Below are 23,164 nucleotides of genomic sequence, written 5' to 3'. Positions count from 1 at the left end.
CAGCCACGCGCCGCTACGGCAATGTGCGATTTTCGGCTTACGCACTGAACACTGGCAATCCGCGGTGGAAGGTGGCGCGGACCGGGGAGATGCGGGCGACGGCTTCGGCGGAGCAGCTGGCCTCGACCAGCATCATGCTGGCTTCATCGTCGACCTTCGGCCACTGACGTTCGCCCTGATTCGACAGCGGCAAAATCCCGCCGGTGGCGATATGCAGCGCGCGGCTCAAACCGAACTCATCGGAACCGCGATACAGCTGCGCGTACAAATTGGCTTTCTCCAGCATGCTGCCGGTGCCAAACGGTGACCAGTGATCGATCACGCTGTCCGTGCCGGTCATCACCGTGATGCCCGCCGCCTGCAACTGCGGCAGCGGCATGGTCAGCTTGCCAATCGGAATGGTCGACGCCACGCTCATCTGCTGCTCGGCCATGCCCGCAATCATCTGATCCAGCGCTTTGCCTTCCAGCGTGCCGAGCGCAAAACCGTGACTCAGCGTCACTTTACCCTTCAGCTGCGGGTTTTTCGCGATGGTATCGATCATGTACTGAATGGCCGCCACGCCGGATGGCGAGGTTTCGTGCAGATGGATATCCACGCCGCGCTGGAAATCGAGGGCGATCTGGAACATCGCATCCAGCGACGCCTGCATCGCGCCATCCACGTTGGTGGGATCGAGCCCGCCGACAAACTGCACGCCCATCTGCATCGCTTCGCGCATCAAGCCATCAACCTTCGAATGCAGCAAACCATGCTGCGGGAAGGCAACGATTTCACACGGGAATTCCGGATGATTCGCCAGCGCCAGCTTGAGATGCTCAAGGCTTTTCAGGCCGCTCACCGGATCGATATTGCAGTGGCTGCGCGCTTCGGTGGTGCCTTTGCTGTGCAGCAAACCAATGATCGCTTCGGCACGCGCCTGCGACGTTGGCAGCAGTTGCGGGATCAGCACCTGTTCGCGCGCAATCATATCCATGATGGTTTTGCCCTGACGCGGACGCGGCGCTTCCCACGGACCACCGTAAAAGGTTTTGTCGAGATGGATATGCATATCACGGGTGCGCGGCAGCAGCAGGGCGCCGTGGGCATCCCACTGTGGCAGGGCGGCGTTGCGCGCTTTGCCTGCGGCATCAATCGCCGCGAAAGTGCCGTCTTTGATAGTGATGTCGTACAGCGCGGTGCGCGTGGCGATCACCTCTTTACCGTCGCGCTCAAAGCCCTCTTCGAGGCGGACATTGAGCAGCTGGTAGTGCGCAACGCGCGGTGGCGGCGTGTGCGGCTGTGTGCTGTTAGCGAGCAGCGGTGAAGCGGGTGCAGCGTAGCTGATGCCGGCGGCCAGCAGGCTTCCGGCGGCGGTCAGACTAAGAAATTCACGACGGCTGGGAGAGGTCAGTTGCATCAGCGGTTCCATCAAATGAGAAACGCTTAATCTGGCAAAACTCAACGCAGCGCGCTGCGATATTTGCCACTGGTTAGCAGTGGAAAAATCACTGCCACTGCAGCTGACAAAAGGTCACCAGCGCGGCGGCCAGCGCCTGCTGCAGTTCGTCCTGCGGCGCACGGCAAAATAGCGCCAGTTCAAAATGGTTGATGGTGGGTAAACCAGCGGCTTCCCCTAATACGCGATGCTCAGGCAAGCGGCAGCTGGCGGGCAGCAGCGTTAAGCCCAATCCGGCGGCGCTGGCGCTGGCGAGCGCCACTAAACTGGCGCTACTGTAGCTGATGCGCCAGCTGCGGCCGAGGCTATCCAGCGTCTGCGCCATCTCTTCGCGATACAAACCGAGCTGCGGGAACACCACCAGCGGCACCGGCGTTTGCTCAAAGCAGGGATGTGCGGCGCTGTCCAGCCACAGTAGCGGCTCGGGGCGCGCAGCCAGCGGACGTTCACCGCCCGGCTGTTTGATCAGCATGATATCCAGCTCCTCACGCTGCCAGGCGCGATGCAAATCGACATACATGCCGCTCATCACATCAAGGCGCAGTTGCGGATGATCGCGGCTGAACTCCGCCAGCAAACCGGCGGTCGGCGCGGCGAAATCTTCCGGCACGCCAAGGCGCAGCACGCCGTCGCGCCATTTATCGCTCAGCACGTCGTGCGCTTCGCCGTTTAGCGCGATGATGCGGCGCGCATAGCCCAGCAGCTTCTCGCCCTCTTCGGTGAGCGCCACCTGATGCGATGTGCGCTGTAGCAGCGGTTTACCGATCATCTCTTCCAGCCGACGCACCTGCTGGCTCACGGTGGATTGCGACAGATGCACGCGATCGGCGGCGCGGGTGAAGCTGGCGGTTTCGCACACCGCGACAAAACTCAGCAGTTGCTGCGGGGTAAACATCGGCTGACGATTCATTTTTCCACTGGTCGTTATGGTGTTATTTCATTTCCAAATAGTAACGACTGCTGCGATGCTGACAACCTCTTTGCAGCTGGATTGTGTATGAATCGACATTTCAACGGATTAACGCTCGCCGCTTTGGTATTGGCTGGGCTGAATATGCGACCGTTACTCACTTCTCTTAGTCCATTACTCGGCCAGCTTCGGCAGACGATGGGACTCTCTTCACTGGCGGCTTCGCTGCTGCCTGCGGTACCGATGGTGATGATGGGCGCGGTCGCGCTACTGAGCGCTTCGCTGATGCAGCGCGTGCCGCTGCAACGCTTGCTGCTGGCCGGATTGACGCTGCTGCTGCTGGCGCTGGCGGCGCGTGGCGTGATCCACGACGGCAGTTGGCTGGTGGTCAGCGCGCTGTTTGGCGGCCTTGGCGTGGGCGTGGTACAGATGGCGATGCCGGGCCTGATTCGTCAGCGCTTTGCGCAGCGCAGCGCGCCGGTCACCGGATTGTGGGCCGGTGCGCTGATGGGCGGCGGCGGTTTGGGGGCGGCGTTATCGCCGTGGCTCAGCGATCATTTGGGCGAGCCGCTGGCGCTGAGCGGCTGGGCGCTGCCGGTGCTGCTGGCGATTGGATTGTGGTTATATGTGCGGGTGCCAACCGCCGCCAGTACGGAAAAGGTTGCGCTGCCGTCGCTGTGGCGCACGCCGCGCGCCTGGACGCTGGCAATCAGTTTTGGACTGGTGAACGGTGGTTACGCTACCTGTGTTGCGTGGCTACCGGATGCCTATCATCATCTTGGCTGGTCGGCGCAAGCCGGCGGATCGCTGCTCGGCGCAATGATTCTCTGTCAGGTTGCGGGCGCGCTATTGATGCCGCTGCTGGCGCGTAAGGCGGATCGGCGTCCGCAGCTGATTATCAGCCTGGTTTGTCAGCTGATCGGCATGAGCGGCTTTCTGTTTGCCCCGCTGTTCGCGCCGTGGCTGTGGGCGGCGATTGCCGGATTTGGACTGGGCGCGGCGTTCCCGCTGGCGATGGTGCTGGCGCTTGATCACCTGCCGCATCCGCAGGCCGGTGCACGGCTGGTGGCGTTTATGCAGGGCGCGGGCTTTATCATCGCCGGCTGCATGCCGTTTATCGCCGGTCAGCTGCAGGCATTAACCCACAGTTTTTCCAGCGTCTGGCTGATGCAGGCGGCGGTGACGGTCGGGCTGATTTTGCTGAACCTGCGCTTTCATCCGCGCAGTTATGGTCGGGCCTTTGGCCGGACTGTGGCGTAATTGGTCCTACCAAAAGATTCAAATGTGGCCGCCTCGTCACATAACATGAAAAATCCCGCCTGTTTCGTTGCATCGAAATAACAAAGCATTAACCATTCTCCTCCATCAAGCCCGCCCTGCTGCATTTTGGTCCTACCAATGCAGCAGGGCGGTGGGGCCTTTCTCAGGATAATGCGATGACCGAAAATACGCTGCGGGCGCGGCTCTGCGCCTGGATTACCGAGCATCAGCTGGAGCCGGGCATGCGGCTGCCGTCCGAACGCGCGCTGGCGGCCGAGTTCGGTTCATCGCGATCGTCACTGCGCGAGGCGATCCAGCAACTGATCAGCAGCGGCGTGTTGATCAGTAAACGCGGTGGAGGCACCTGGCTACGTCAGCCGCAGCAACCGTGGTCGGAACAGCGCATCGTAGAGCCGATTCGCCAACTGCTGGCTGAAGATCCCGATTATCGCTACGACATCCTTGAAGCGCGTCACGCAATAGAGGCCAGCACGGCATGGCACGCGGCGTTGCGCGCCACCGAAGCCGATAAAGAGCGGCTGGCTTACGCCTTTGATGCGCTGCTGAAGATTAAGCAGAGCGACGATGCCGATCTCGCGGCGCAGGCCGATCTGCGTTTTCATCTCGCCATCGCCGAAGCCTCGCACAACGTAGTGCTGCTGCAGACCATGCGCGGCTTTTTCGATCTGTTGCAATCCTCGGTGCTGCACAGCCGTCAGCGCATGTATACCCATCCGGTGATTTTTAATCGTCTTAACGAACAGCATCAGGCGATGTTTGATGCGGTGATGGCCGGTGATGCGGAAACGGCGCGCCAGGCTGCGATGGATCATCTCGGCTTTGTTCACACCACTATGAAAACCCTGCATGAAGATGAGGCGCGCCAGGCGCGTATTACGCGTCTGCCGGGCCACCAACCTCAGCACAAGGAAAATAACGGATGATCATTTCTGCTGCCAGTGACTATCGCGCCGCGGCGCAACGCATCTTGCCACCGTTCTTGTTTCACTATCTGGATGGCGGCGCTTACGCCGAGCACACGCTGAAGCGCAATGTCGCCGATCTCTCCGACGTGGCGCTGCGCCAGCGCGTGCTGAAAAACATGTCGGCGTTGAGCCTCGAAACGAAGCTGTTCAACGAAACCCTGTCGATGCCGGTGGCGCTTGCGCCGGTCGGCTTGTGTGGCATGTATGCGCGACGCGGTGAAGTGCAGGCGGCGCGCGCGGCGGCGCTGAAAGGCATTCCGTTTACGCTCTCAACCGTGTCGGTTTGCCCCATTGAAGAAGTGGCGCCGGCCATAAATCGTCCGATGTGGTTCCAGCTCTATGTGCTGCGCGATCGCGGCTTTATGCGCAACGCGCTGGAGCGCGCCAAAGCCGCCGGCTGTACCACGCTGGTGTTCACTGTCGATATGCCGACGCCGGGCGCACGTTACCGTGATGCGCACTCCGGCATGAGCGGCCCCAATGCGCCGCTGCGTCGTTACTGGCAGGCGGCAACCCATCCGCAATGGGCGTGGGATGTCGGTTTACATGGCCGTCCGCACGATCTCGGCAACATCTCCACTTATCTTGGTAAACCGACCGGGCTGGAAGATTACATCGGCTGGCTGGCGAACAATTTCGATCCGTCGATTTCCTGGAAAGATCTGGAGTGGATTCGTGAATTCTGGGATGGCCCGATGGTGATTAAAGGCATTCTCGACGCGGAAGATGCGCGCGATGCGGTGCGATTTGGTGCCGATGGCATTGTGGTGTCGAATCACGGCGGGCGTCAGCTGGACGGCGTGCTGTCGTCGGCGCGCGCGTTGCCGGCAATTGCCGATGCGGTGAAAGGCGATATTACCCTTCTCGCCGACAGCGGGATTCGCAGCGGGTTGGATGTGGTGCGGATGATCGCCCTCGGTGCCGACAGCGTGCTGCTGGGACGCGCGTTTGTCTATGCGCTGGCAACGCACGGTCAGCGCGGCGTTGAAAATCTGCTCAACCTGATTGAGAAAGAGATGAAAGTGGCGATGACGCTGACCGGCGCGAAATCGATCAAAGAGATTACGCAGGCTTCGCTGGTGCAGGCTAACGCGCTGTTGAGCGAGGCGGGCTTGAGTCCGGCGCGTCCACGCGCGGTGAGCTAATCCAGCAGAATGAGTCATGTTGTCTATACTCAATAGCTGTCGAACACAACAGGAGGAATGACATGACCATTCATAAGAAAGGATCGGCCCATTGGGAAGGCGACATTAAAGGCAAAGGTACGGTAAGTACCGAAAGCGGCGTGTTGAGCAATCAACCGTACGGTTTCAATACCCGTTTTGAAGGCCAGAAGGGCACTAACCCGGAAGAACTGATTGGTGCTGCGCACGCCGCTTGCTTCTCAATGGCGTTGTCATTGATGTTGGGCAATGAAGGGCATCCGCCAACAAGCATTGATACCACCGCGGATGTGTCGCTGGATAAAAAGGGCGACGGTTTTGCCATCACCAAAATCGCGCTGACCAGCGCCATCGTCTTACCGGGCATTGATGACGCGAAGTTTGATGAGATCATCCAGAAAGCCAAAGCGGGCTGCCCGGTTTCTCAGGTACTGAATGCTGAAATCACGCTCGACTACACGCTGAATAAATAATCGCCCAAATGGGTGACCAGCGTTAGAATCAACGGTGCGCCTTAGGGCGCATCGTTGCTTTCTGTCGTCTGGAGGATGCGTGGCAAAAAAACTGGCTGCAACCAAACACTGGAAAATGATCGTGGTGCTGTTGTGCATCTGCGGGGCGCTGATGCTGATTCGCTGGGCGGCGATGATATGGGGATGAAAGAGTGGATCAGCAGCCACAAGCTTGGCGTATTGGTGATGGTGATTTTGGTGCTGGAGTTACTGCACTACCTGCTCACGGCGTCATGGTTCCCATGGCAGATTGGCTAATCAATCAGGCGAACTCACCGTCTGTCTGGCGTACGTTACGCGCACTGCTGCGCGCAATGCGATACGCCTTGCGTGGATCGCCCGCCACGAACTCAAAAGTGGGCGAGAAATAGAATGGCAGCCAGCCGCCGAAGCCGCTTTCCCATTCCCAACGTACGGGGCAGGGCCAGAGAATGCCATCATACAAAATGTAATAAACCCAGCGTCCGTTTGGACGACGGGGGCGAGATGTTTTCATTGGATTCACAACGATGATAGTGAAAAGCAGCTTATATTTTGAACGCTACAACCCATTCTTGCAATGCCGTTTGGCTACTATTTGCGCAACTTTATTCAAGCTGGCACCGAATTAACGGTGCACTTCGCCACAAAGTAAGACCACATTTGGCCGCACTTTATGGATGCGATCGGCCATCTGCTCACAGGCCACTTTGGTCGGATAGATACGCTCCGAAACCGGTAAGGCATCACAGGCATCATGCCCACATGCGCTCACTAATAAAACAAAACCAATCAGCATAATCAGACTCCTTTAACACCTTCTCGCTGGTACGGAATGTGTGGCTGGTCGTTCCCTTTTTTGATCCAGTATAGCTAAACGCGTTGAGAGTCAATTATCACCCTGAGCGGCTTTCTTGTCCGGCTCGCAAGATTATACGCATCGCAGTGCGCAACCGTAGCTCAATCTGGGCTAAACTATGCGGCCCTGATAAAAACGATGAGTGAGTTAACATGTCGAACGAAATTGCCCAACCAGCCAGCAGCCCAAAACAAGCCGCCTTGCAACTGGTGATTGAACTGGTGCGCGCGGGAAAACTGAGCCCGCTGCACGGTGATGCTTCCAACATGATTTCAATCTACGAACAGTTCAAAAACCATTTCGAAGCGGAAAAAGAGTAGCGCAAAAAATTATTTACGGCGCGTTGATAGCGCCGTAAAATTTGAGATAGAGCTGTTAGCTAATTTAAATTATAACCATAATTATTCGAGCATAGCACGCGCTTCCAAAATTGTTCTCTATCAATAATTAGCTGATCATCCGTTCTCATTGAATAGAATTCCAATAAAGAAAATTGGAAGTTCTTTCTGGCATAATCGATGCCAGCCAAAGAAATTATCTCCGTGAGTCCTTCATTCAAACCATGTCCGGTGTGAACATAACATTCCCAGCGTGACCAAATGCCTGAATCACCATATGCGGAACCAACATATTTCTTTCCATTGGATTTATCTACAATAAGATAGACACCTTTGACGTTTAGCAATGCGGTTTTCCAATCTAAACGTTGGTTTTTGATGATGTGCTCGATTTTATCAAATGAATGTTCGATTTTGTCAAAGCCGCAGAATGTCTCGCCTGAGTATTGCTCTTCAAGTATCTGAGATATTTGCATTTTTGTGTAGTGATTTTCAAACAAGAAAGATCGTCCACGAGCTCCTGGGCCCGGATATTTTATAAGAAGTCGACCTATAAATTCTTTGTGCAAATCGAGCAGTTTAACAGTATATTTTTCCTGGTTTCTTTCTAATACTTCATAGATGCCACCAAATAACCACCGTTCTTGTTGAGGGTAAAACTTTATCAAACTGAAGATGTATTTTCTGTTGAAGTCATCTCTATGTCCTCTCCATTCGTTCCATGCTTGCCATTCATCTTTACTACGAACAAAAGCATCCAGTGGCTGTTCTTCATAGTTATAAACTGCAAAGTGAACCTTATAATCAAATTCATTCTCAATGTGTAAAACTGAACTCAGAGATATCATCCGTTGACCTCATCTTTAATGGTGATTTAATGAAATATTTTAACTCTGTAATGATTGTAAATTTAATTTTTAGCCTAATTTTTATGCGTATAAAACGTGATCTTTTTTATTAAGCGAAATACCAGGCGGGCAGGATAGCGATTAAATTGTTCAGCGTGTGCAGGAAAATCGGTAGCGCCAGGCTGTTGCTGCGCAGGCGCGCGTAGCACAGCAGCATGGAAAACAGCGTTAAGGCAACCAGCGTTTCCCAGTGCACATATTGGGTATGCATCGCGGCGAACAGCAGGGAGGTGAGCAGCATGCAGGCAAAACGGCTTCTCGGCGCCCACAACAGAAAACCTTGCAGTAAAAATCCCCGGAACAGCACTTCTTCAAACACCGGCGCCAGCAGCACGGCGGTGAGCAGCAGAATCAACATCGAGCTGCGTCCCTGCTGCGATTGCGCAATCAGCCAGCCTTCGGGTTGCAGAAACTGCGTCTGCGCCACCATCAAAGCAAACAGTAAACCAATAAACAGCAGCGCCTGCATCGGCCGCACAAAGCCCAGCGGAATGTCGCTGCGACGCTGACAGTAAAAACGGTACAGCGGATAAATCACCGCAAACTCCACCAGGCAAAGCACCGGCATCAGCAAGCCGTTGGTACGCAGCATCCCGTAATTGGGAAACAGCGTAACCAGCATGGTCACAAGGTAATAGACCACAAAGCTACCCACGTAGAACAGCGTTAACGTAACTTTGTCGGATTGGGTGTCCATAGGCGACTCAGCGAGCAGAGGAGAGCGCATAGTAGCAACGCCGATCATCCCTGTCGAGGTGGCGTGCTGCACATTTGCGCTGCTCAAATATTCCACCAACAAGACTAAATCTGCGGCGCTCGGGGCCGATAACCGATCAAACCCTTACAGGGTGGAGATGTGCGCAGTCTGCGTTGTCATCCGCCTTTTTTTGCTGCCTGTATTCTACGAGCAATGCGCATGAATTCTGAGTTTCACCGGCACACGGCACTGGCCGCCAGGACCAATATGGAAGCACATACGGTAAGGCTGACGCGGCGCATTCTGCGCACCTTATCCTCGCTGCTGTTTGGCGTGCTACTTCTCTCTGTGGTGATGGTGCTGGTTATCGCCCATCGACAAAACATCGACTCAATCCAGCAGGATGCCAATCTGATGCGTCAGGCGTGGCAGCAACAGCAGCAACAGATGCTCGTCGATGCGCGCGATTATGCTAACTGGGGCGAAGGCTGGAAGAACCTGCATCTGACGGTCAATAAGGTTTGGGCGTGGGACGAAGAGAACTTTGGTCCGGGGCTTTACAAGGAGTATCACTACGACGGCGTGTTCGTGGTAGATGGCAATGGGAAAACCCGCTATGCGGTGATTAACGGTGAATTATCGGATGCTTCGATTGAGAGCTTGTTAGGCGCACAAAGCAACGTACTGCTAAGCGCGGCGCGCTCACGGCATGACGCCGTTGCAGGCAATGCGCTGGTGGAGATTAACCCGGCGATTGTCGTGGCCGCGCCGATTACGCCGGGCAAAGGACAGGATTTGCCGACGATGCCCGGCCCCGCTTCGGTCATGGTGTTCGTTAACACTTTCACGCCACAAAAACTGCAAACGCTGGGCAAAGCCCTGAATGTGATTGAACCGCGCATCGCTAGCGATTTAAACGATGCGCGGTTTGAGCCACGGCTGGTGGAGCCGGTGCTGCAGGGCGAACCCCTGGTGCTGCGCTGGCAGCCGAAAAATCCCGGCTTCGGCGTGATGTGGCTGATGATGCCGCTGCTGCTGTTCACCGCGCTGGCGGTGGCGATGGTGACGCGTCGCGTGCTGCGGCATGCACTGCACAACGCGGTGATCTCCGATCGTCGCTTTGAAATGCTGGCGATCAGTCAGCGTGAGTTGGCCAACAGCGAAGAGCGTTTTCGCGATCTGGCGGAAGCCGCGTCGGACTGGATTTGGGAAGTCGACGCACAGGGCCGCCTCTGTTATCTCTCGTCGCGCTTTGCTGCGGTGACCGGCCATGAAGTGAAAAGCTGGATTGGACGTCCGCTCGATCAACTGCTGAGCCATCCCAGCCATTCGCTGGTCTCCTGGCTGATGCGTCAAGGCGAAGAGGTGAAACATGTGCCGCTGCGCTGCCAGTTTATGTCGGCCAACGGCGAGCGCCGCATTGGGCAGTTAATGGCGAAAGCCATTCGGCGTAATGGCTTGCGCTCGGGTTTTCGCGGCACGGTGTCGGATATCACTCATGAAGTGGACGCCGAAGCGCGCATTCAGTTTCTGTCACGTCATGACATGCTGACCGGCCTCGCGAACCGCATGCAGCTGCAGGAGTATTTAACCGCGTATCTGGAGTGCGTCAGCGCGGATGATCCGCTATTTGTCATCAGTTTCGATCTCGATCAGTTCAAACCGATCAACGACACGTGGGGCCACGCGGTCGGTGATGACGTTCTGAATGAGATCTCGACACGGCTGAAAAGCTTGCTGGCGCCGAATGAACTGGCGGCCCGGCTCGGCGGCGATGCCTTTATTTTGCTGCTGCGCGAAAGCACGCGGGCGGGTGTGGAATATCGCTGTCGTGCGCTGCAGCGCATGGTGCATCAACCGATCATCAGCGGATCGCATCAAATCAGCCTCACCGCCAGCATGGGCATCGTATCAGCACCGCAGGATGCGGCTCAGCCGGAAGCGCTGTTACGCCTGGCCGATATTGCGCTGGCTCAGGCGCGCAGTGCCGGACGCGATCGGTGGGTTTGGTACTCCACCGATATGGCGAACCATCTGCAGTCAAAACGCGACATGGTGCAGGCGATTGAGGGCGCGCTGCACAATCACGCCTTCACGCTGCATTATCAGCCGCGCTATCAGCTGCAAAGCGGGCAGCTGGCTGGCGCTGAAGCGCTGATTCGCTGGCAGATAGCCGACGATCAATGGATCACGCCCGATCGCTTTATTCCGTTAGCGGAAGAGAACGGCCTGATCGCTGCGATCAGCGATTGGGTGCTGATGCGCGCATGCGTGGACGCCCGCGACTGGGGCGAACAGCGCTATGTTTCTGTGAATATTTCGCCGGTGGAGTTTCGTAATAACGATCTGGTGCAGCGCGTGGCGCATGCGCTGGAGGTGAGTGGATTACCGGGCACACGGCTGGAGCTGGAGATCACCGAAAACGTCACTTTTGAGAATCCGGATCGCGCATTGGAGATCATGCAAGGCCTGCGCGCGCTCGGCGTGCGGCTGACGGTGGATGATTTTGGTACTGGCTATGCGGCGTTGGGCTATCTGAAAACTTTCCCGTTCAACGGTTTGAAGATCGATCGTTCATGGATGAAGGAGTTCCCGGAATCGCAGCAGGCGCAATCGGTGGTGGCGGGGATTGTCGGTCTGGCTCGCGCGTTTGCGCTGACCATTACCGCTGAAGGGATTGAAACCGAAGCACAGCTAAAGGCGCTGAAAGCGCTGTCGTGTGAAGAAGGGCAGGGATATGTCCTTGGCCGACCCATGTCGCTGGCCGCCTTCAATGCGCGGTTACAGGAAGAGGAAACCGTCAATTGATTTTGCACACATTGTAGCGGCGCAATGCATTGCGTGAAAAATCGCGCCGCTACGAAATGTGTGCGGCTTTTTAACGCACTCTGATCGCAACAAACGTCATCAGAGCGGCGAAGCCAACAAAAATCACCAGTTCCATCATTGTCTCCTCGCTAAGAAAATTCTTAGTTAATTGTAGTGGCTGGCGGATTGATTTTTAGACAGTGCGTGCGATTAATCCTAACTTTTGAGAGGAAGATCGCCCTTTTGAGCTGATTAGTGCGACCAATCTGCTGTAAAAATTTCCGTTTCACGGTCACGCTTTGCTACTCTCAGAAACCGGTTGTCTATTTATCCAGGAGGAGAAACTTGTGACCCATTATGGAAAAGCGCTACTGGTAACGGCCTTTTTTGCCCTGACCGCTTGCCAGTCAGCCAGCAAACCTGACGCCAGCGCGGCTGCCAGCCACGATCCGGAAACCGATCAGTGCGGCGCATCGCAATACCAAAATTACGTTGGTCAGCCATTATCGACGCTCGACAACAAACGCTTCGCGGTGCCCGTGCGTGCTATTCCGTGGAATTCAGCGGTAACGATGGATTTCAATCTGCGTCGGATAAATTTCGCGGCGGATCAAAGCGGTAAAATTTCCCGGGTGTACTGCGGATAACAAAAAAACGACATTGCATTGTCATCTGGCTGTCACAGCGCCGGGCGAGGATAACTGCGCACTACGGAGATTTCCTCGTCACTCTCGAATATGCAATGTTCGTCTTATTTCTTCCCGCTGCGGCGGGAATTTTTTTATCTTTCGGCCTGCAAGGCTGATGGAGGAGTGATGATGAGAACGCGTGGAAAATTGCTGCTGTTAACGCTGTTGTTGAGTCCGCTGGCGCAGGCGTCGAGCGAAGCCGCATGGCAGCAGAACGACAAAAATATGCAGCAAAGCTGTCTCAAGGCCAGCGGCCTCAAGACAGCGAAAGTGGTGGGTAAGCCGATTCAGTATGATGACAGCGTGGGCTTTGATGCGCTGCTGCTGGAAGGTCGCTATCCGCAAAAGCACATGAAAAATCAGGTCGGACGCGAACTCTGCCTGTACCAGCGTCAAAGCGGCAAGGCATTTGTCAGCGAAGCCGACCATCTGCGTGCGGTAAAATAGTGGCGTGGGCCGCTATTTCTGCGGCCCCGATTCCAGCAGTTTTGCCAGTAAGTTGCGGTAGCTCTGCAGCTGCTGTTCATCCCCTTCAAATTCCAGCTTATCAATCACGCGCGCAATAATCGCTTTGCTGGTGGCAGGCTGTCCGTCATCCATCAGTTCGCGCATGATCGCCGCTAGCATGTCGCTCTCATGCGGTGCATGCCAGGCTGGGCTATTAAAATAGTCGGTAATCGCCCGACTGGCGCTGTTTGGCTGGGTTCTCATAGCTGACCTCCGCAGAGACAACGATGCCCACCGCCGGATAATGGCAGCATGGGGAAATTGGGTTTAATCATGCGGACTGCCCAGAACAGACAGCGCGTCGCCAGTGATAACTGGTGGTTTTTTAAACATAGATGCGGTGTGGAATATTGTCAGTAACGTGTAGACATATTTTTTCACGTTTGCCTGCCATTGCGATGCGCTTATCTTGCGGCAGGCAGGGTTTCAGCACATAAAGACACTAAAAAACGGCTTTCAGACATGATTTGCTGTGAGCAGAATCACGCTCGACAGTGTAAAACTGCGTTTTTTCGCCCATGCCATGTTTTGCCGTCCGGTAATGTTATGAGATTGTTAGACTGAACTCTTGTTTCATTCTGCTGATGCCCACGCCCATGTTACGCTCCATCGAGTCCTGGAAAGTTAATCTGATATCTGTTTGGTTTGGCTGCTTTTTTACCGGCCTTGCTATCAGTCAGATCATTCCCTTCCTGCCGCTGTATGTGGAAGAACTCGGGATTCGTGGCGGTAACGCGCTCAGCGTCTGGTCTGGACTCACCTTCAGCGTCACCTTCATTGTTTCTGCCGCCGTCGCGCCGTTGTGGGGCAGCCTTGCTGACCGTAAAGGGCGCAAGCTAATGCTGCTGCGCGCCTCTTTCGGCATGGGCGCGGTGATTCTGCTGCAGGCGTTTGTCACTCAGGCCTGGCAGCTGTTGCTGCTGCGCGCGCTGATGGGCCTTACGTCCGGCTACATTCCCAATGCGATGGCGCTGGTGGCGGCGCAGGTACCGCGCGAACGCAGCGGCTGGGCGCTAAGCTGTGTTTCCACCGGGCAAATCAGCGGCGTCATTCTCGGGCCGATGATTGGCGGTTTGCTGGCGGACTGGCTCGGTTTACGCATGGTGTTTATCGTCACCGCCGTGCTGCTGATGGTGAGCTTTCTCGTCACCTTATTTCTGATAAAAGAGACCGGTTATACGCCGGTTAGCAAGCAGGATAAGCTGAGCGGGCGCGACGTGTTTCGCACCCTCGATAATCCGCGCTTAATGATCTGCCTGTTCTTCACCACCATGGTGATTCAGATGTGCAACGGCTCGGTGAACCCCATCCTGACGCTGTTCGTGCGCGAGCTGGCACCGAATGCGCAGAACATCGCGTTTCTCAGCGGGGTGATCGCCGCGCTGCCGGGCGTATCGGCGCTGATCTCCGCGCCACGGCTGGGTAAACTCGGCGATCGTATTGGCACGCAACGCATTCTGCTCGCCACTATGATGGTTTCATTATTGCTGCTGGTGGCGATGTCGTTCGTCACCAGCGCGACGCAGTTGGGCGTGTTGCGTTTCCTGTTGGGGTTTGCCGATGGTGCCATGATGCCGGCGGTGCAAACGCTGCTGGTGCGGCATTCACGCGATAACGTCACCGGGCGCATTTTCGGCTACAACCAATCTTTTATGTATCTGGGTAACGTGGCGGGTCCGCTGCTGGGCGCGGCGGTATCGGCGGCAACCGGCTATCGCTGGGTGTTCTTCGCCACGGCGATGGTGGTGATGGTTAACGTGATCTTCCTGCGCCGCTTCTATCGTCGGCCGAAAACCACGCTGACTCCACCTTTGAGCCAGCGTGAAACCGCAGAAAAACCTACTGACGCAACGTCAGCGCGTAGTGCCAGCGCTGCTGAGAAAGCAAAAACTCCGGGCTAACGCTGGGGCTCCATGAATCATCACCGCCGACGCCCATGTGGAAGCCATCGAGGTGCAGCCAGCACCCATCCTCTTGCTGCAATAAGTGGCGATGCGAGGTGGCACGCAGCTGTTCAAGGCTGAAGCGACTGAGCGAAAAGGCGAAGTCGCCGCTCACCTGCAAGCCATTGCTCTGTAACTGACGCGTGCCGCAGCGCAAACCATTTTCACCGGGGAACACATACGCGGTGCTGAGCGCTGCCAGCGGCAGCTGCCAGCGCGAGAACTGCGCCGCCAGTTGGCGATCCGGATAGTTCTCGTGCGGGCCCAAACCGAGCCAGCTTACCTGCTGCGGCGACTTCGCCAGTTGGCAGCGCAGCCCGATGCGTGCCGGCAGCGGCAGACCGGGCGCCTGTTCCACATTGACGCTAATGGACAACTCACCGTTAGCATTAATTTGATAGCGTTTGTGGCTGGTGAAAGCCAGCTGACCGTTGGCCAGCCACTGATGCCAGGTTTCAATCAGCACGCTGTGTTTCAGACTATCGACCTGCATATCCACCAGCACCGCTTGCAACTCATCGTAGCCCGCACGTTTCCAGCGCTCGACCCACGCATTGGGATCAACATTGGCAGCTTCGCTGGTGCCGATATCGTTATCAATCGGCGCACGAATAAAGCACTCCTGCAGCGGCGTGAGCAGCGTTTCTTCATCATCGACAAACCATTGCACCAGCTCGCCGCTGCGGCGCGAGAAGTGCCAGCGCTGCTGCGGCACAACCACCGCCACCAGATCGTGATTGGCAATCAGTTCCGGCGCGGTGGCACCGAGCTCTGCAACGCGCACTGGCAGCGCAGCGGGTAGCGGCCACTGATCCCAGGCGACGCGCGCATCCGCTTCGGACCACGGCGTGGCGTTGATTTGATGCACCGCCAGATTAAGCCACGCGTTGCCCTGCAAATCTTCACTGGCGGGCAGCGTAAAGGTCTGGCTGCCTTGAGCGGCGAGATCGAGCGGCAATTCACCGCTGGCGATGGCAACGCCATCCTGCTCGATTGACCAGCGCAGCACTTCGTTATCGCTGCGGCGGAACAGATATTCGCTGCTGACGGTAAAGCGATACGGCTCGTTAGCGTCCCGCTGAAACTGGAAGTACTGCTGCGCGCGCTGGGCTTCAAACAGCGCCGGATGCGGTGAGCGGTCGGCAAAAACCAGCCCGTTCATGCAGAACTGGCGATCGTTCGGCGTATCGCCAAAATCTCCGCCGTAGGCTTGCCAGGCTTCACCGTTGTCGTCGTAGCGCGTCAGGCTTTGATCGACCCAATCCCAGACAAAGCCGCCCTGCAAGCGCGGGAACTGGCGGAAGGCTTGCCAGTATTTAGCGAAACCGCCAAAGCTGTTGCCCATCGCGTGGGCGTATTCACACAGAATCAATGGCCGCGTCTCGCCCGGCAAACCAATCCACTTTTTCAGCGACCACTTTGGCACCGCCGGAAAAGGCTGATCCTGATCGACGCGCGCGTACATCGGGCAGACGATATCGGTGGCGGCGGTGTTGGCGCCGCCGCCTTCGTACTGCACCGGACGCGTCGGATCGCTGCTTTTCACCCAGTGATAGAGCGCATCGTGCGTGCTGCCGTGACCTGATTCGTTGCCCAGCGACCAGATAATAATGCAGGCATGATTGCGGTCGCGCTGCACCATGCGCGTGACGCGCTCGCTGTAGGCGGCGAACCAGCGCGGATCGCTGGAGAGGCGATTCATGGGCTGCATACCGTGCGTTTCGATATTCGCCTCATCCACCACATACAAACCGTATTGATCGCACAGGCGATACCACAGCGGATGATTGGGATAGTGCGCGCAGCGTACCGCGTTGAAGTTGTGGCGCTTCATCAGCTCGATATCGCGGCGCATGCTGGCTTCATCCACCACCTGACCGTGTTCCGGGTGATGTTCATGGCGGTTCACACCACGAATCAGCAGCGGCTTGCCGTTGAGGCACAATTGGCCCTGTTCAATGCTGACGCGGCGGAAACCGACGTCGTAAGCTTCGGCTTCGAGCACGGCACCGTTTTCATCCAGCAGCGTCACCACCGCGCGATAGAGATGCGGCGTTTCGGCGCTCCACAGTTGCGGCTGGTTGACCGGCAAAATCAGCAGGGCGCGTTCGGGATAATGACCGCGCTCGTCGATAATCGCACTGCCGGGTGCCTGTTCCTGCTCACCAATGCAGCTGTCGCCGCGCCACAAACTGACGCGCAATCGGCACTGCGCGGGCTGACGATCGCCGGCGTGGATCTTGACGCTGACACGCAGATCGCCGCGCAGGTATTCCGGGCTCAGCGCGGTTTCAATCTGCACATCGGCCAGCTGCGTCTCCGGCTTATGCAGCAAGCTGACATCACGGAAGATGCCGCTCATGCGCCACATATCCTGATCTTCCAGATAGCTGCCATCGCACCAGCGCAGCACCATCACGGCTAAGCGGTTCTGGCCGGGCTGCAAAGCGTGAGTGAGATCAAACTCGGCGGGCAGGCGGCTGTCCTGCGAATAGCCGATCCACTGGCCGTTACACCACAGGAAGAAGGCCGAATTTACGCCGTCGAAGATAATGCGCGTTTGGCCCTGTTGCAGCCAGCTAGCATCCACTTTGAATGTGAGCGAGTAGCATCCAGTAGGATTCTGTTGCGGCACCAAAGGTGGCGTTACCGGAATTGGATACTGCACGTTGGTATAAATTGGCGCGTCAAAGCCGTGCAGCTGCCAGTTTGCAGGCACCGGCAGCGCATGTGCGCCAGGCAAATCCTGTAGTAGCCAGCTTTGCGGTACCGCTTCCGGCTGCGTGAAGTAGCTGAAGCTCCATTGGCCGTTCAATAGCTGGCGCGAAGGCGAAGGGCGGTCATCGCGCGCGCTGATTTCGTCGCGCCAGCTGGCAAACGGCGGATGCGCATCCAGTCGATTAAGGCTGGTGATCACCGGATTTTCCCAGTCACGGCGCGCCAGAATTTCACTCAGGGAGACAGCAGATAAGCTCATGATGAGATCTCATTTATTGTAATGCGCTCACATTGCGTGAAATCGCACCGGCTGTAAAGCGATCAACCACGATTTTGCGCAGCGCGTTGGCAGCAATTTATGCCAGCCGTGCAATGTTTTTGCCGCTTTAGTGCCAGTAAATTGTTAAGCGTGGTGAGCAGAGATGAATAGCGCCGGGTTGCGGAGAATTCTGTATTGTCGTGCCCGATGCGGCCTCATACACTCAGCCCGATTTCACCATTCCGAGGTAATTATGGTCCGTATGATTAAAATGGCCGCAGTTGTGGCATTGGTCACCGCGTTGAGCGGTTGTATTTTCCCACCTCCGGGTGGCGGCGGTTGGGGCGGCGGCCATGGTGGCGGTCCGGGACGCGGCTTTATGGGGCCGCATTAATACCCATCATAATTCAGGCTGCAGTTGCGTTGGCTACGTGCATTCACCTTCAGTCACTTAGTGAAGTAAGCTCCTGAGGATGATTGCACTTGCCGCCTTCCTGCACCTCGAATTATTCAGGGCATAGGTGAGCGAAACGTTTCAATAAATCTTTGAACGTCCAGTGAAACGTTTCGCTATTACCTGTTGAAATCTAGCCGGTTTTTTTATTCTGCCGTTTGGCTGTTTTTTCTCTAAAACGGCTTAAAAATCCTTGTTGTTTTATTCAGCGCAATGCTAACGTCTGTTTTTCTTCTCTCATTGAGCTTGTCGCATGAAAAACCTGATTGCGGAACTCCTTCTAAAGCTGGCTGAAAAAGAAGAAGAGTCTAAAGAATTAGTGGCTCAGGTTGAGGCATTAGAGATCGTGTTAACCGCGATGCTGCGCAAACTGAATCCCGATCAATTCCACGACATTGAGGCCGCTATTAAATTAGCCATGCCGCCCGTCGCTCCCGCGGCTGAAACGCCCGATACCACCATGCTGCGTAATTACGTAGAGAAGTTGCTGCATCATCCGCGCGTATAATGGCTATCGCCTGTTTTTGCAGGCAATTGTTATTATCGATTTCTCGTATTTGCTTATTCCGTGCCATGCTTAGAGAGCAATAATGCTACGGAGAATCCGGTAATGAAATCGTGTCTTTTGGCAATAATGACAGCAGGCTTGCTGATTGCAGGCGGAGCGAGTGCGGCAGAGAAAACCGCACAGCAGGAAAAAATGACCCAGTGTAACCAGAGCGCCGGTACACAAAATCTGAAAGGCGATGCGCGTAAAAGCTTTATGAGTGACTGTCTGAAAAAAGACAGCAAAATAGGCAGTATGACGCCGCAACAAATGAAGATGAAAACCTGTAATGCTGATGCGAGCGATAAAAAGCTCACCGGCGATGCACGTAAAACGTTTATGAGTTCGTGCCTGAAGAAAAGCTGATTTAATTAGCGATAAATCGTCGCCGTTTTTAAATCACTCATGCGTGAAAAGGAATAAGGGTTCATGTTTAGCGTGAACCCTTTTTTTATTGCTGTAAGCTGCGGCGCAGACATATTCAATTTTACTTATCACGTCAGAGGAAAAACTCATATCAGGATCCTCATCACAAAACCGCATCGGTAACGCTGCCAGGATGCTTTAGTCCTAAATGATGACTAATTATTCCATCCGCTCAATCCCCGCGAAGCCAGAGCGTTCGTTGGGCAGCCTTTACCTGTGGAGTCTGCTATGAATGTGCTTGATTATGCTGTGATGGCGCTTTATGCGCTGATGATTGTGGCTATAACCTTGTGGGCGATGCGCAAGGTGGGCAGCACGCGTGATTTCTTCGCGGCTGGCGGCAAAATGCCGTGGTGGCTGTCGGGCGTGTCGCATCATATGTCAGGATACAGCGCGGCGGTGTTTGTCGCCTATGCGGCGGTGGCTTACAACATGGGCATCACCATCTATTTTTGGTGGGCGTTTCCCATCGCGATCGCGGTGTTGATAGGTTCACGCCTGTTTGCGCCGCGCTGGGCGCGCTTGCGCATCTATATGAACATCGAATCGCCGATGGAATATCTCGCCACGCGCTATAACCTGCCAACGCAAATGGTGCTGGCGTGGAGCGGGGTGCTGCTGAAAACTTTTGACGTCGGCGCGAAGTGGGCGGCAATTGCGGTGATCATCAACGTCTTCACCGGACTCGATCCGCTGATTGGCATCTGTGTATCTGGCGCGCTGAGTTTGTTTTACACCGTGATGGGCGGATTGTGGGCGGATGCCTGCAACGACTTCGGCCAGTTCGTGGTGCAATTTGTGGCCGCGATTGTGATGGTGGTGGCGGTGGCGGTGCATCTCGGCGGCTTTGCTGAGCTGTTCACCATCTGGCAGCGTTTGCCGCCAACCCATACCCAGATTATTCAGGAGCCGTACAGCATCGGCTTTATTCTCGCCTATTTCGTCATCTACACGCTGAGCTACAACGGCGGCACCTGGAATCTGGCGCAGCGCTTTATAGCCGCGCCCGCCGGCCGCGATGCACGCAAAGCGGCGCGCCTCTCCGCCGCGCTCTATCTCATCTGGCCGCTGATTCTGTTCTGGCCGATGTGGGCAGCGCCGCTGCTGTTTCCCAATCTCAGCGATCCGTCGCGCTCTTATTCGATGATGGCGATGGAGTTGCTGCCGAATGGTTTAGTGGGTTTGGTGCTGGTGGCGATGTTTACCCACACGCTGTCGATGACCTCGTCGGATGCCAACGCCATTACGGCGGTGGTGACGCGCGATATCCTGCCCGGCATGCTGCCGAAACACTTTCAGCGCGGTAAAAGCTCGCTGCTGGTGGCGCGGCTCACCGCTTTTATCTTCATTATCACCACGCTGGTGATTGCCATGAACGCCAGCCACTTCGGCGGCGTGCTGTCGCTGCTGATCATCTGGTTTGGCGGCTTAGTCGGCCCGATCTCCATTCCCATGCTGCTGGGTTTGCTGCCGGCATTTCGTCGCAGCGGCAGCGCTGCCGCGCTGGTGAGTTGGGCGATCGGCGTCGGCACTTTCTTCTGCGTGAAATTTGTCTTTACCGATGTCAGCACCGCCACCGTGGTGGCTGCGCCGGTGATGTCCTCGCTGGTGCTGTTTGTGGTGATGGGCTGGTTACGCCGCGCGCCGGTGCGTCCGGAAGTGGATCAATTGCTAAACGCACTCAATCAGGATCAGGATGCGCCTGCCGCACAGCGCTGGGCGCATAAAAGCAACGTCTCTCAGGAGGGATAACATGACGCTATTACAACAGGGAACCCGAGATCGCTTACGGATCAAACGCTTCGCCAGCCGCGCGGCATTAGGTGCTGCTGCTGCGCAGGATGTGGCCGCGTTTCTGCGTCAACGGCTGAGTGAACAGCATGTGGTGCGCATGGTGTTTGCCGCCGCGCCCTCGCAAAACGAGTTTCTCGCCGCGCTGGTTGCGGCCGCGGATATCGACTGGTCGCGTATTCACGCTTTCCATATGGACGAGTACATCGGGCTGGAGACGGATGCGCCGCAGCGTTTCAGCCACTTTTTACGCCAGAAGCTGTTTGATGTGGTGCAGCCTGGCGAAGTTCACTTGATCCCATCTTGCGGCGATCCTGCCGCGATCTGTGCGGATTACGCGGCAAAACTTACCGCTGCACCGATTGATGCGGTGTGTCTGGGGATTGGCGAGAACGGCCATTTAGCCTTCAACGATCCGCCAGTGGCCGACTTCAACGATCCTATCACCGTTAAGGTGGTGCAACTGGATAATACCTGCCGCCAGCAGCAGGTCAACGATGGCTGTTTCGCCACTGTCGAGGCGGTACCGACGCATGCCGTAACGCTAACGATTCCCGCCTTGATGAGTGGTGCGCGGCTGTTCTGCATGGTGCCGGGTGCCAGCAAACGCGCGGCGGTGCGCGCAACGCTTGAGGATGCGATCTCCACCGCGTGTCCGGCGACGTGTCTGCGCCAGCATGCCGATTGCACGCTCTATACCGACAGCGATGCCTGCCCGGAGGTGACCTTTGACTAACCTCATTTTGCGCGGTCGCGATTACCGCACGCTGCGACCGATTGAGCTGGAGATTGAGCACGGCACCATCAGTGATGTGCGCGCGCTGAATAAACTGGAAGAGGAGATTATCCTCGCGCCGGGCTTGGTCGATCTGCAGGTTAACGGTTTTCAGGGCGTCGATTTTAACCATTTTCCTTTTAGCGAAGAGGATGTGCTGCACGCCACGCGCGCGCTGTGGCAGCAGGGCGTCACCAGCTTTCTGCCGACGGTGATCACCGCCATGCCGGAGGAAATTGCGCAGGCGATGCAGCGACTCGCCAGCGCCCGCCAGCAGCATCCTGACGTGGCACGCGCCGTTTCGGGGTTTCATCTGGAAGGACCTTTTTTGTCGCCTGAAGATGGGCCGCGCGGTGCGCATCCGCGCGAGGCGATTCGCGCACCGGATATCGCACTGTTCGACAGCTGGCAGCAAGCCGCGCAGCAGCAAATTCGCCTGCTCACGCTGTCACCGGAATGGCCGCACAGCGATGCGCTGATCAAACATTGTGTGGCGCAGCAGGTGCGCGTCGCCATTGGGCATACGTCCGCCACGCCAGCGCAAATTCACGCGGCGGTTGACGCGGGCGCCACGCTCTCCACCCATCTCGGCAACGGCGCGCATCTGCAACTGCCGCGTCATCCCAATTACATCTGGCAGCAGCTGGCGGAAGATGCGCTGACGGCCACGTTGATTGCCGATGGCGATCACCTGCCGGCGGACGTGTTGAAAGTGTTCCTGCGTGCCAAAGGCGAGCAGGCGCTGCTGGTCAGTGACGTCACCTCGTTCGCCGGGCAGCCGCCGGGCATCTACGACACCGCGATTGGCGGCCGCGTGCAGCTTAGTGCCAGCGGACGCCTGAGCATCGCCGATGCGCCGCAGCTGCTGGCGGGATCGGCGCGTGGTTTGCTGGAGGGCGTGAACTTCCTGCTGCGCCATCAGCTGGCGACGCTGGCGCAGGCGATTGAGATGGCGTCTGTTCGTCCGGCGCGGCAGCTCAATCTGCCGCAGCAACAAGGTTTGGCCTGCGGCGCACCCGCCGATGTGCTGCTGCTGGCTGCTCAGGCGGACGGCGGCGTGGCTTTACGCGGCTGTGTGAAGCAAGGCGCTGTCGTGTGGCGGGATGGTGAAGATTATCTTTAGCGAATAAACAATAACTTACCTACCGTAGCGCGTTGTCGATGCGGACAAATCACCATGCTTTGCCAGGCTTACTC

The 23,164-nt window shown here is 56.5% G+C and carries 24 protein-coding genes; 16 read left to right on the top strand and 8 right to left on the bottom strand.

Translation table 11 applies throughout. From position 1 onward, the window contains the following. Positions 1-37: 37 nt before the first annotated feature. Together PZBJ_RS10840 and PZBJ_RS10835 are read right to left on the bottom strand one after the other, a co-directional pair. Positions 38-1,399, bottom strand: a complete 1,362-nt coding sequence (locus PZBJ_RS10840) for an amidohydrolase family protein (protein ID WP_101762495.1) — start codon at positions 1,397-1,399, stop codon at positions 38-40. An 88-nt stretch (positions 1,400-1,487) separates the two neighbouring features. Beyond that, positions 1,488-2,348 carry a LysR family transcriptional regulator gene (locus PZBJ_RS10835; RefSeq protein WP_101762494.1) on the bottom strand — a complete coding sequence of 287 codons (861 nt, stop codon included), beginning with the start codon at positions 2,346-2,348 and terminating at the stop codon, positions 1,488-1,490. Positions 2,349-2,435: 87 nt separating this feature from the next. Here PZBJ_RS10835 and PZBJ_RS10830 point away from each other — a divergent pair, with 87 nt between their 5' ends. The 5 genes from PZBJ_RS10830 to yniD all read left to right on the top strand — a co-directional run bounded on the left by PZBJ_RS10830 (position 2,436) and on the right by yniD (position 6,417). Then, positions 2,436-3,608 carry a cyanate transporter gene (locus tag PZBJ_RS10830; protein WP_101762493.1) on the top strand — a complete coding sequence of 391 codons (1,173 nt, stop codon included), beginning with the start codon at positions 2,436-2,438 and terminating at the stop codon, positions 3,606-3,608. A 176-nt stretch (positions 3,609-3,784) separates the two neighbouring features. Next, positions 3,785-4,552: a transcriptional regulator LldR gene (gene lldR / locus PZBJ_RS10825; RefSeq protein WP_101762492.1), complete on the top strand. Its 768-nt coding sequence runs from the start codon at positions 3,785-3,787 to the stop codon at positions 4,550-4,552. Continuing rightward, positions 4,549-5,739: an FMN-dependent L-lactate dehydrogenase LldD gene (gene lldD, locus PZBJ_RS10820; protein ID WP_101762491.1), complete on the top strand. Its 1,191-nt coding sequence runs from the start codon at positions 4,549-4,551 to the stop codon at positions 5,737-5,739. Before lldR ends, lldD begins: the two co-directional genes overlap by 4 nt. 62 nt (positions 5,740-5,801) lie before the next feature. Next, positions 5,802-6,230 (top strand): OsmC family protein, encoded by a 429-nt coding sequence (locus PZBJ_RS10815; protein ID WP_101762490.1) that lies wholly within the window; start codon positions 5,802-5,804, stop codon positions 6,228-6,230. A gap of 79 nt (positions 6,231-6,309) precedes the next feature. Beyond that, the gene (gene yniD / locus PZBJ_RS24360) at positions 6,310-6,417 is read left to right on the top strand and encodes a small membrane protein YniD (RefSeq protein ID WP_021507251.1); all 108 of its coding nucleotides are present in this window, start codon (positions 6,310-6,312) and stop codon (positions 6,415-6,417) included. A gap of 114 nt (positions 6,418-6,531) precedes the next feature. Here the strand turns inward: yniD and PZBJ_RS10810 are convergent, their stop codons facing one another. Beyond that, positions 6,532-6,765: a hypothetical protein gene (locus tag PZBJ_RS10810; RefSeq protein ID WP_101762489.1), complete on the bottom strand. Its 234-nt coding sequence runs from the start codon at positions 6,763-6,765 to the stop codon at positions 6,532-6,534. 111 nt (positions 6,766-6,876) lie between these two features. Then, positions 6,877-7,047, bottom strand: coding sequence for a hypothetical protein (locus tag PZBJ_RS24220; protein ID WP_007887091.1), 171 nt, complete (start codon positions 7,045-7,047; stop codon positions 6,877-6,879). 212 nt (positions 7,048-7,259) lie between these two features. Here PZBJ_RS24220 and PZBJ_RS24215 point away from each other — a divergent pair, with 212 nt between their 5' ends. After that, positions 7,260-7,427, top strand: coding sequence for a hypothetical protein (locus PZBJ_RS24215; RefSeq protein ID WP_167391189.1), 168 nt, complete (start codon positions 7,260-7,262; stop codon positions 7,425-7,427). Between the two features lie 59 nt (positions 7,428-7,486). On the opposite strand, the gene PZBJ_RS10805 is transcribed toward PZBJ_RS24215, so the two are convergent. Both PZBJ_RS10805 and PZBJ_RS10800 read right to left on the bottom strand, forming a co-directional pair. Next, positions 7,487-8,293 carry a GIY-YIG nuclease family protein gene (locus tag PZBJ_RS10805; RefSeq protein ID WP_101762488.1) on the bottom strand — a complete coding sequence of 269 codons (807 nt, stop codon included), beginning with the start codon at positions 8,291-8,293 and terminating at the stop codon, positions 7,487-7,489. Between the two features lie 109 nt (positions 8,294-8,402). Beyond that, positions 8,403-9,050 (bottom strand): CPBP family intramembrane glutamic endopeptidase, encoded by a 648-nt coding sequence (locus PZBJ_RS10800; protein ID WP_101762487.1) that lies wholly within the window; start codon positions 9,048-9,050, stop codon positions 8,403-8,405. A 219-nt stretch (positions 9,051-9,269) separates the two neighbouring features. Between PZBJ_RS10800 and PZBJ_RS10795 the strand changes: the two genes are divergently transcribed. The 3 genes from PZBJ_RS10795 (at position 9,270) to PZBJ_RS10785 (ending at position 12,994) form a co-directional block, all read left to right on the top strand. Further along, positions 9,270-11,858: a bifunctional diguanylate cyclase/phosphodiesterase gene (locus PZBJ_RS10795; RefSeq protein WP_101762486.1), complete on the top strand. Its 2,589-nt coding sequence runs from the start codon at positions 9,270-9,272 to the stop codon at positions 11,856-11,858. Positions 11,859-12,205: 347 nt separating this feature from the next. Further along, a complete protein-coding gene (locus PZBJ_RS10790; protein ID WP_101762485.1) occupies positions 12,206-12,505 on the top strand; it encodes an I78 family peptidase inhibitor in 300 nt (99 codons plus the stop codon). Positions 12,506-12,676: 171 nt separating this feature from the next. Next, positions 12,677-12,994 carry a hypothetical protein gene (locus PZBJ_RS10785; protein ID WP_101762484.1) on the top strand — a complete coding sequence of 106 codons (318 nt, stop codon included), beginning with the start codon at positions 12,677-12,679 and terminating at the stop codon, positions 12,992-12,994. 12 nt (positions 12,995-13,006) lie between these two features. Here PZBJ_RS10785 and PZBJ_RS10780 read toward each other — a convergent pair whose 3' ends face one another. Then, positions 13,007-13,258, bottom strand: a complete 252-nt coding sequence (locus tag PZBJ_RS10780) for a biofilm development regulator YmgB/AriR family protein (RefSeq protein WP_101762483.1) — start codon at positions 13,256-13,258, stop codon at positions 13,007-13,009. Between the two features lie 392 nt (positions 13,259-13,650). Here PZBJ_RS10780 and PZBJ_RS10775 point away from each other — a divergent pair, with 392 nt between their 5' ends. Then, positions 13,651-14,955, top strand: a complete 1,305-nt coding sequence (locus PZBJ_RS10775) for a multidrug efflux MFS transporter (RefSeq protein ID WP_101762482.1) — start codon at positions 13,651-13,653, stop codon at positions 14,953-14,955. Here the strand turns inward: PZBJ_RS10775 and PZBJ_RS10770 are convergent. Further along, entirely contained in the window at positions 14,894-17,974 is a 3,081-nt protein-coding gene (locus tag PZBJ_RS10770; protein WP_101762481.1) for a beta-galactosidase, read from the bottom strand. The two genes, PZBJ_RS10775 and PZBJ_RS10770, sit on opposite strands and share 62 nt — an antisense overlap. Before the next feature lie 253 nt (positions 17,975-18,227). On the opposite strand from PZBJ_RS10770, the gene PZBJ_RS24210 reads away from it, so the two are divergent. The 6 genes from PZBJ_RS24210 (at position 18,228) to PZBJ_RS10745 (ending at position 23,090) form a co-directional block, all read left to right on the top strand. After that, positions 18,228-18,368, top strand: a complete 141-nt coding sequence (locus PZBJ_RS24210; RefSeq protein ID WP_167391187.1) for a hypothetical protein — start codon at positions 18,228-18,230, stop codon at positions 18,366-18,368. A gap of 313 nt (positions 18,369-18,681) precedes the next feature. Continuing rightward, positions 18,682-18,936 (top strand): anti-adapter protein IraP, encoded by a 255-nt coding sequence (iraP, locus tag PZBJ_RS10765; protein ID WP_101762480.1) that lies wholly within the window; start codon positions 18,682-18,684, stop codon positions 18,934-18,936. 102 nt (positions 18,937-19,038) lie between these two features. Then, positions 19,039-19,341, top strand: a complete 303-nt coding sequence (locus PZBJ_RS10760) for a PsiF family protein (RefSeq protein WP_101762479.1) — start codon at positions 19,039-19,041, stop codon at positions 19,339-19,341. A 288-nt stretch (positions 19,342-19,629) separates the two neighbouring features. Then, entirely contained in the window at positions 19,630-21,153 is a 1,524-nt protein-coding gene (locus tag PZBJ_RS10755; protein WP_101762478.1) for a sodium:solute symporter family protein, read from the top strand. 1 nt (position 21,154) lies between these two features. Then, positions 21,155-21,928: a glucosamine-6-phosphate deaminase gene (locus tag PZBJ_RS10750; protein WP_101762477.1), complete on the top strand. Its 774-nt coding sequence runs from the start codon at positions 21,155-21,157 to the stop codon at positions 21,926-21,928. Further along, positions 21,921-23,090: an N-acetylglucosamine-6-phosphate deacetylase gene (locus PZBJ_RS10745; RefSeq protein ID WP_101762476.1), complete on the top strand. Its 1,170-nt coding sequence runs from the start codon at positions 21,921-21,923 to the stop codon at positions 23,088-23,090. Before PZBJ_RS10750 ends, PZBJ_RS10745 begins: the two co-directional genes overlap by 8 nt. Positions 23,091-23,164: the final 74 nt, after the last annotated feature.

It is taken from the genome of Pantoea endophytica (genome assembly GCF_002858935.1).
GTDB lineage: Bacteria > Pseudomonadota > Gammaproteobacteria > Enterobacterales > Enterobacteriaceae > Pantoea > Pantoea leporis.
This window is presented reverse-complemented; position numbering and strand designations above follow the sequence as displayed.

What these genes read in the sequence shown, in the direction of transcription:
- PZBJ_RS10840 (WP_101762495.1), bottom strand. Translation starts at nt 1,399, where the DNA reads ATGCAACTGACCTCTCCCAGCCGTCGTGAATTTCTTAGTCTGACCGCC.
- PZBJ_RS10835 (WP_101762494.1), bottom strand. Translation starts at nt 2,348, where the DNA reads ATGAATCGTCAGCCGATGTTTACCCCGCAGCAACTGCTGAGTTTTGTC.
- PZBJ_RS10830 (WP_101762493.1), top strand. Translation starts at nt 2,436, where the DNA reads ATGAATCGACATTTCAACGGATTAACGCTCGCCGCTTTGGTATTGGCT.
- lldR (WP_101762492.1), top strand. Translation starts at nt 3,785, where the DNA reads ATGACCGAAAATACGCTGCGGGCGCGGCTCTGCGCCTGGATTACCGAG.
- lldD (WP_101762491.1), top strand. Translation starts at nt 4,549, where the DNA reads ATGATCATTTCTGCTGCCAGTGACTATCGCGCCGCGGCGCAACGCATC.
- PZBJ_RS10815 (WP_101762490.1), top strand. Translation starts at nt 5,802, where the DNA reads ATGACCATTCATAAGAAAGGATCGGCCCATTGGGAAGGCGACATTAAA.
- PZBJ_RS10810 (WP_101762489.1), bottom strand. Translation starts at nt 6,765, where the DNA reads ATGAAAACATCTCGCCCCCGTCGTCCAAACGGACGCTGGGTTTATTAC.
- PZBJ_RS24220 (WP_007887091.1), bottom strand. Translation starts at nt 7,047, where the DNA reads ATGCTGATTGGTTTTGTTTTATTAGTGAGCGCATGTGGGCATGATGCC.
- PZBJ_RS24215 (WP_167391189.1), top strand. Translation starts at nt 7,260, where the DNA reads ATGTCGAACGAAATTGCCCAACCAGCCAGCAGCCCAAAACAAGCCGCC.
- PZBJ_RS10805 (WP_101762488.1), bottom strand. Translation starts at nt 8,293, where the DNA reads ATGATATCTCTGAGTTCAGTTTTACACATTGAGAATGAATTTGATTAT.
- PZBJ_RS10800 (WP_101762487.1), bottom strand. Translation starts at nt 9,050, where the DNA reads ATGGACACCCAATCCGACAAAGTTACGTTAACGCTGTTCTACGTGGGT.
- PZBJ_RS10795 (WP_101762486.1), top strand. Translation starts at nt 9,270, where the DNA reads ATGAATTCTGAGTTTCACCGGCACACGGCACTGGCCGCCAGGACCAAT.
- PZBJ_RS10785 (WP_101762484.1), top strand. Translation starts at nt 12,677, where the DNA reads ATGAGAACGCGTGGAAAATTGCTGCTGTTAACGCTGTTGTTGAGTCCG.
- PZBJ_RS10780 (WP_101762483.1), bottom strand. Translation starts at nt 13,258, where the DNA reads ATGAGAACCCAGCCAAACAGCGCCAGTCGGGCGATTACCGACTATTTT.
- PZBJ_RS10775 (WP_101762482.1), top strand. Translation starts at nt 13,651, where the DNA reads ATGTTACGCTCCATCGAGTCCTGGAAAGTTAATCTGATATCTGTTTGG.
- PZBJ_RS10770 (WP_101762481.1), bottom strand. Translation starts at nt 17,974, where the DNA reads ATGAGCTTATCTGCTGTCTCCCTGAGTGAAATTCTGGCGCGCCGTGAC.
- PZBJ_RS24210 (WP_167391187.1), top strand. Translation starts at nt 18,228, where the DNA reads ATGGTCCGTATGATTAAAATGGCCGCAGTTGTGGCATTGGTCACCGCG.
- iraP (WP_101762480.1), top strand. Translation starts at nt 18,682, where the DNA reads ATGAAAAACCTGATTGCGGAACTCCTTCTAAAGCTGGCTGAAAAAGAA.
- PZBJ_RS10760 (WP_101762479.1), top strand. Translation starts at nt 19,039, where the DNA reads ATGAAATCGTGTCTTTTGGCAATAATGACAGCAGGCTTGCTGATTGCA.
- PZBJ_RS10755 (WP_101762478.1), top strand. Translation starts at nt 19,630, where the DNA reads ATGAATGTGCTTGATTATGCTGTGATGGCGCTTTATGCGCTGATGATT.
- PZBJ_RS10750 (WP_101762477.1), top strand. Translation starts at nt 21,155, where the DNA reads ATGACGCTATTACAACAGGGAACCCGAGATCGCTTACGGATCAAACGC.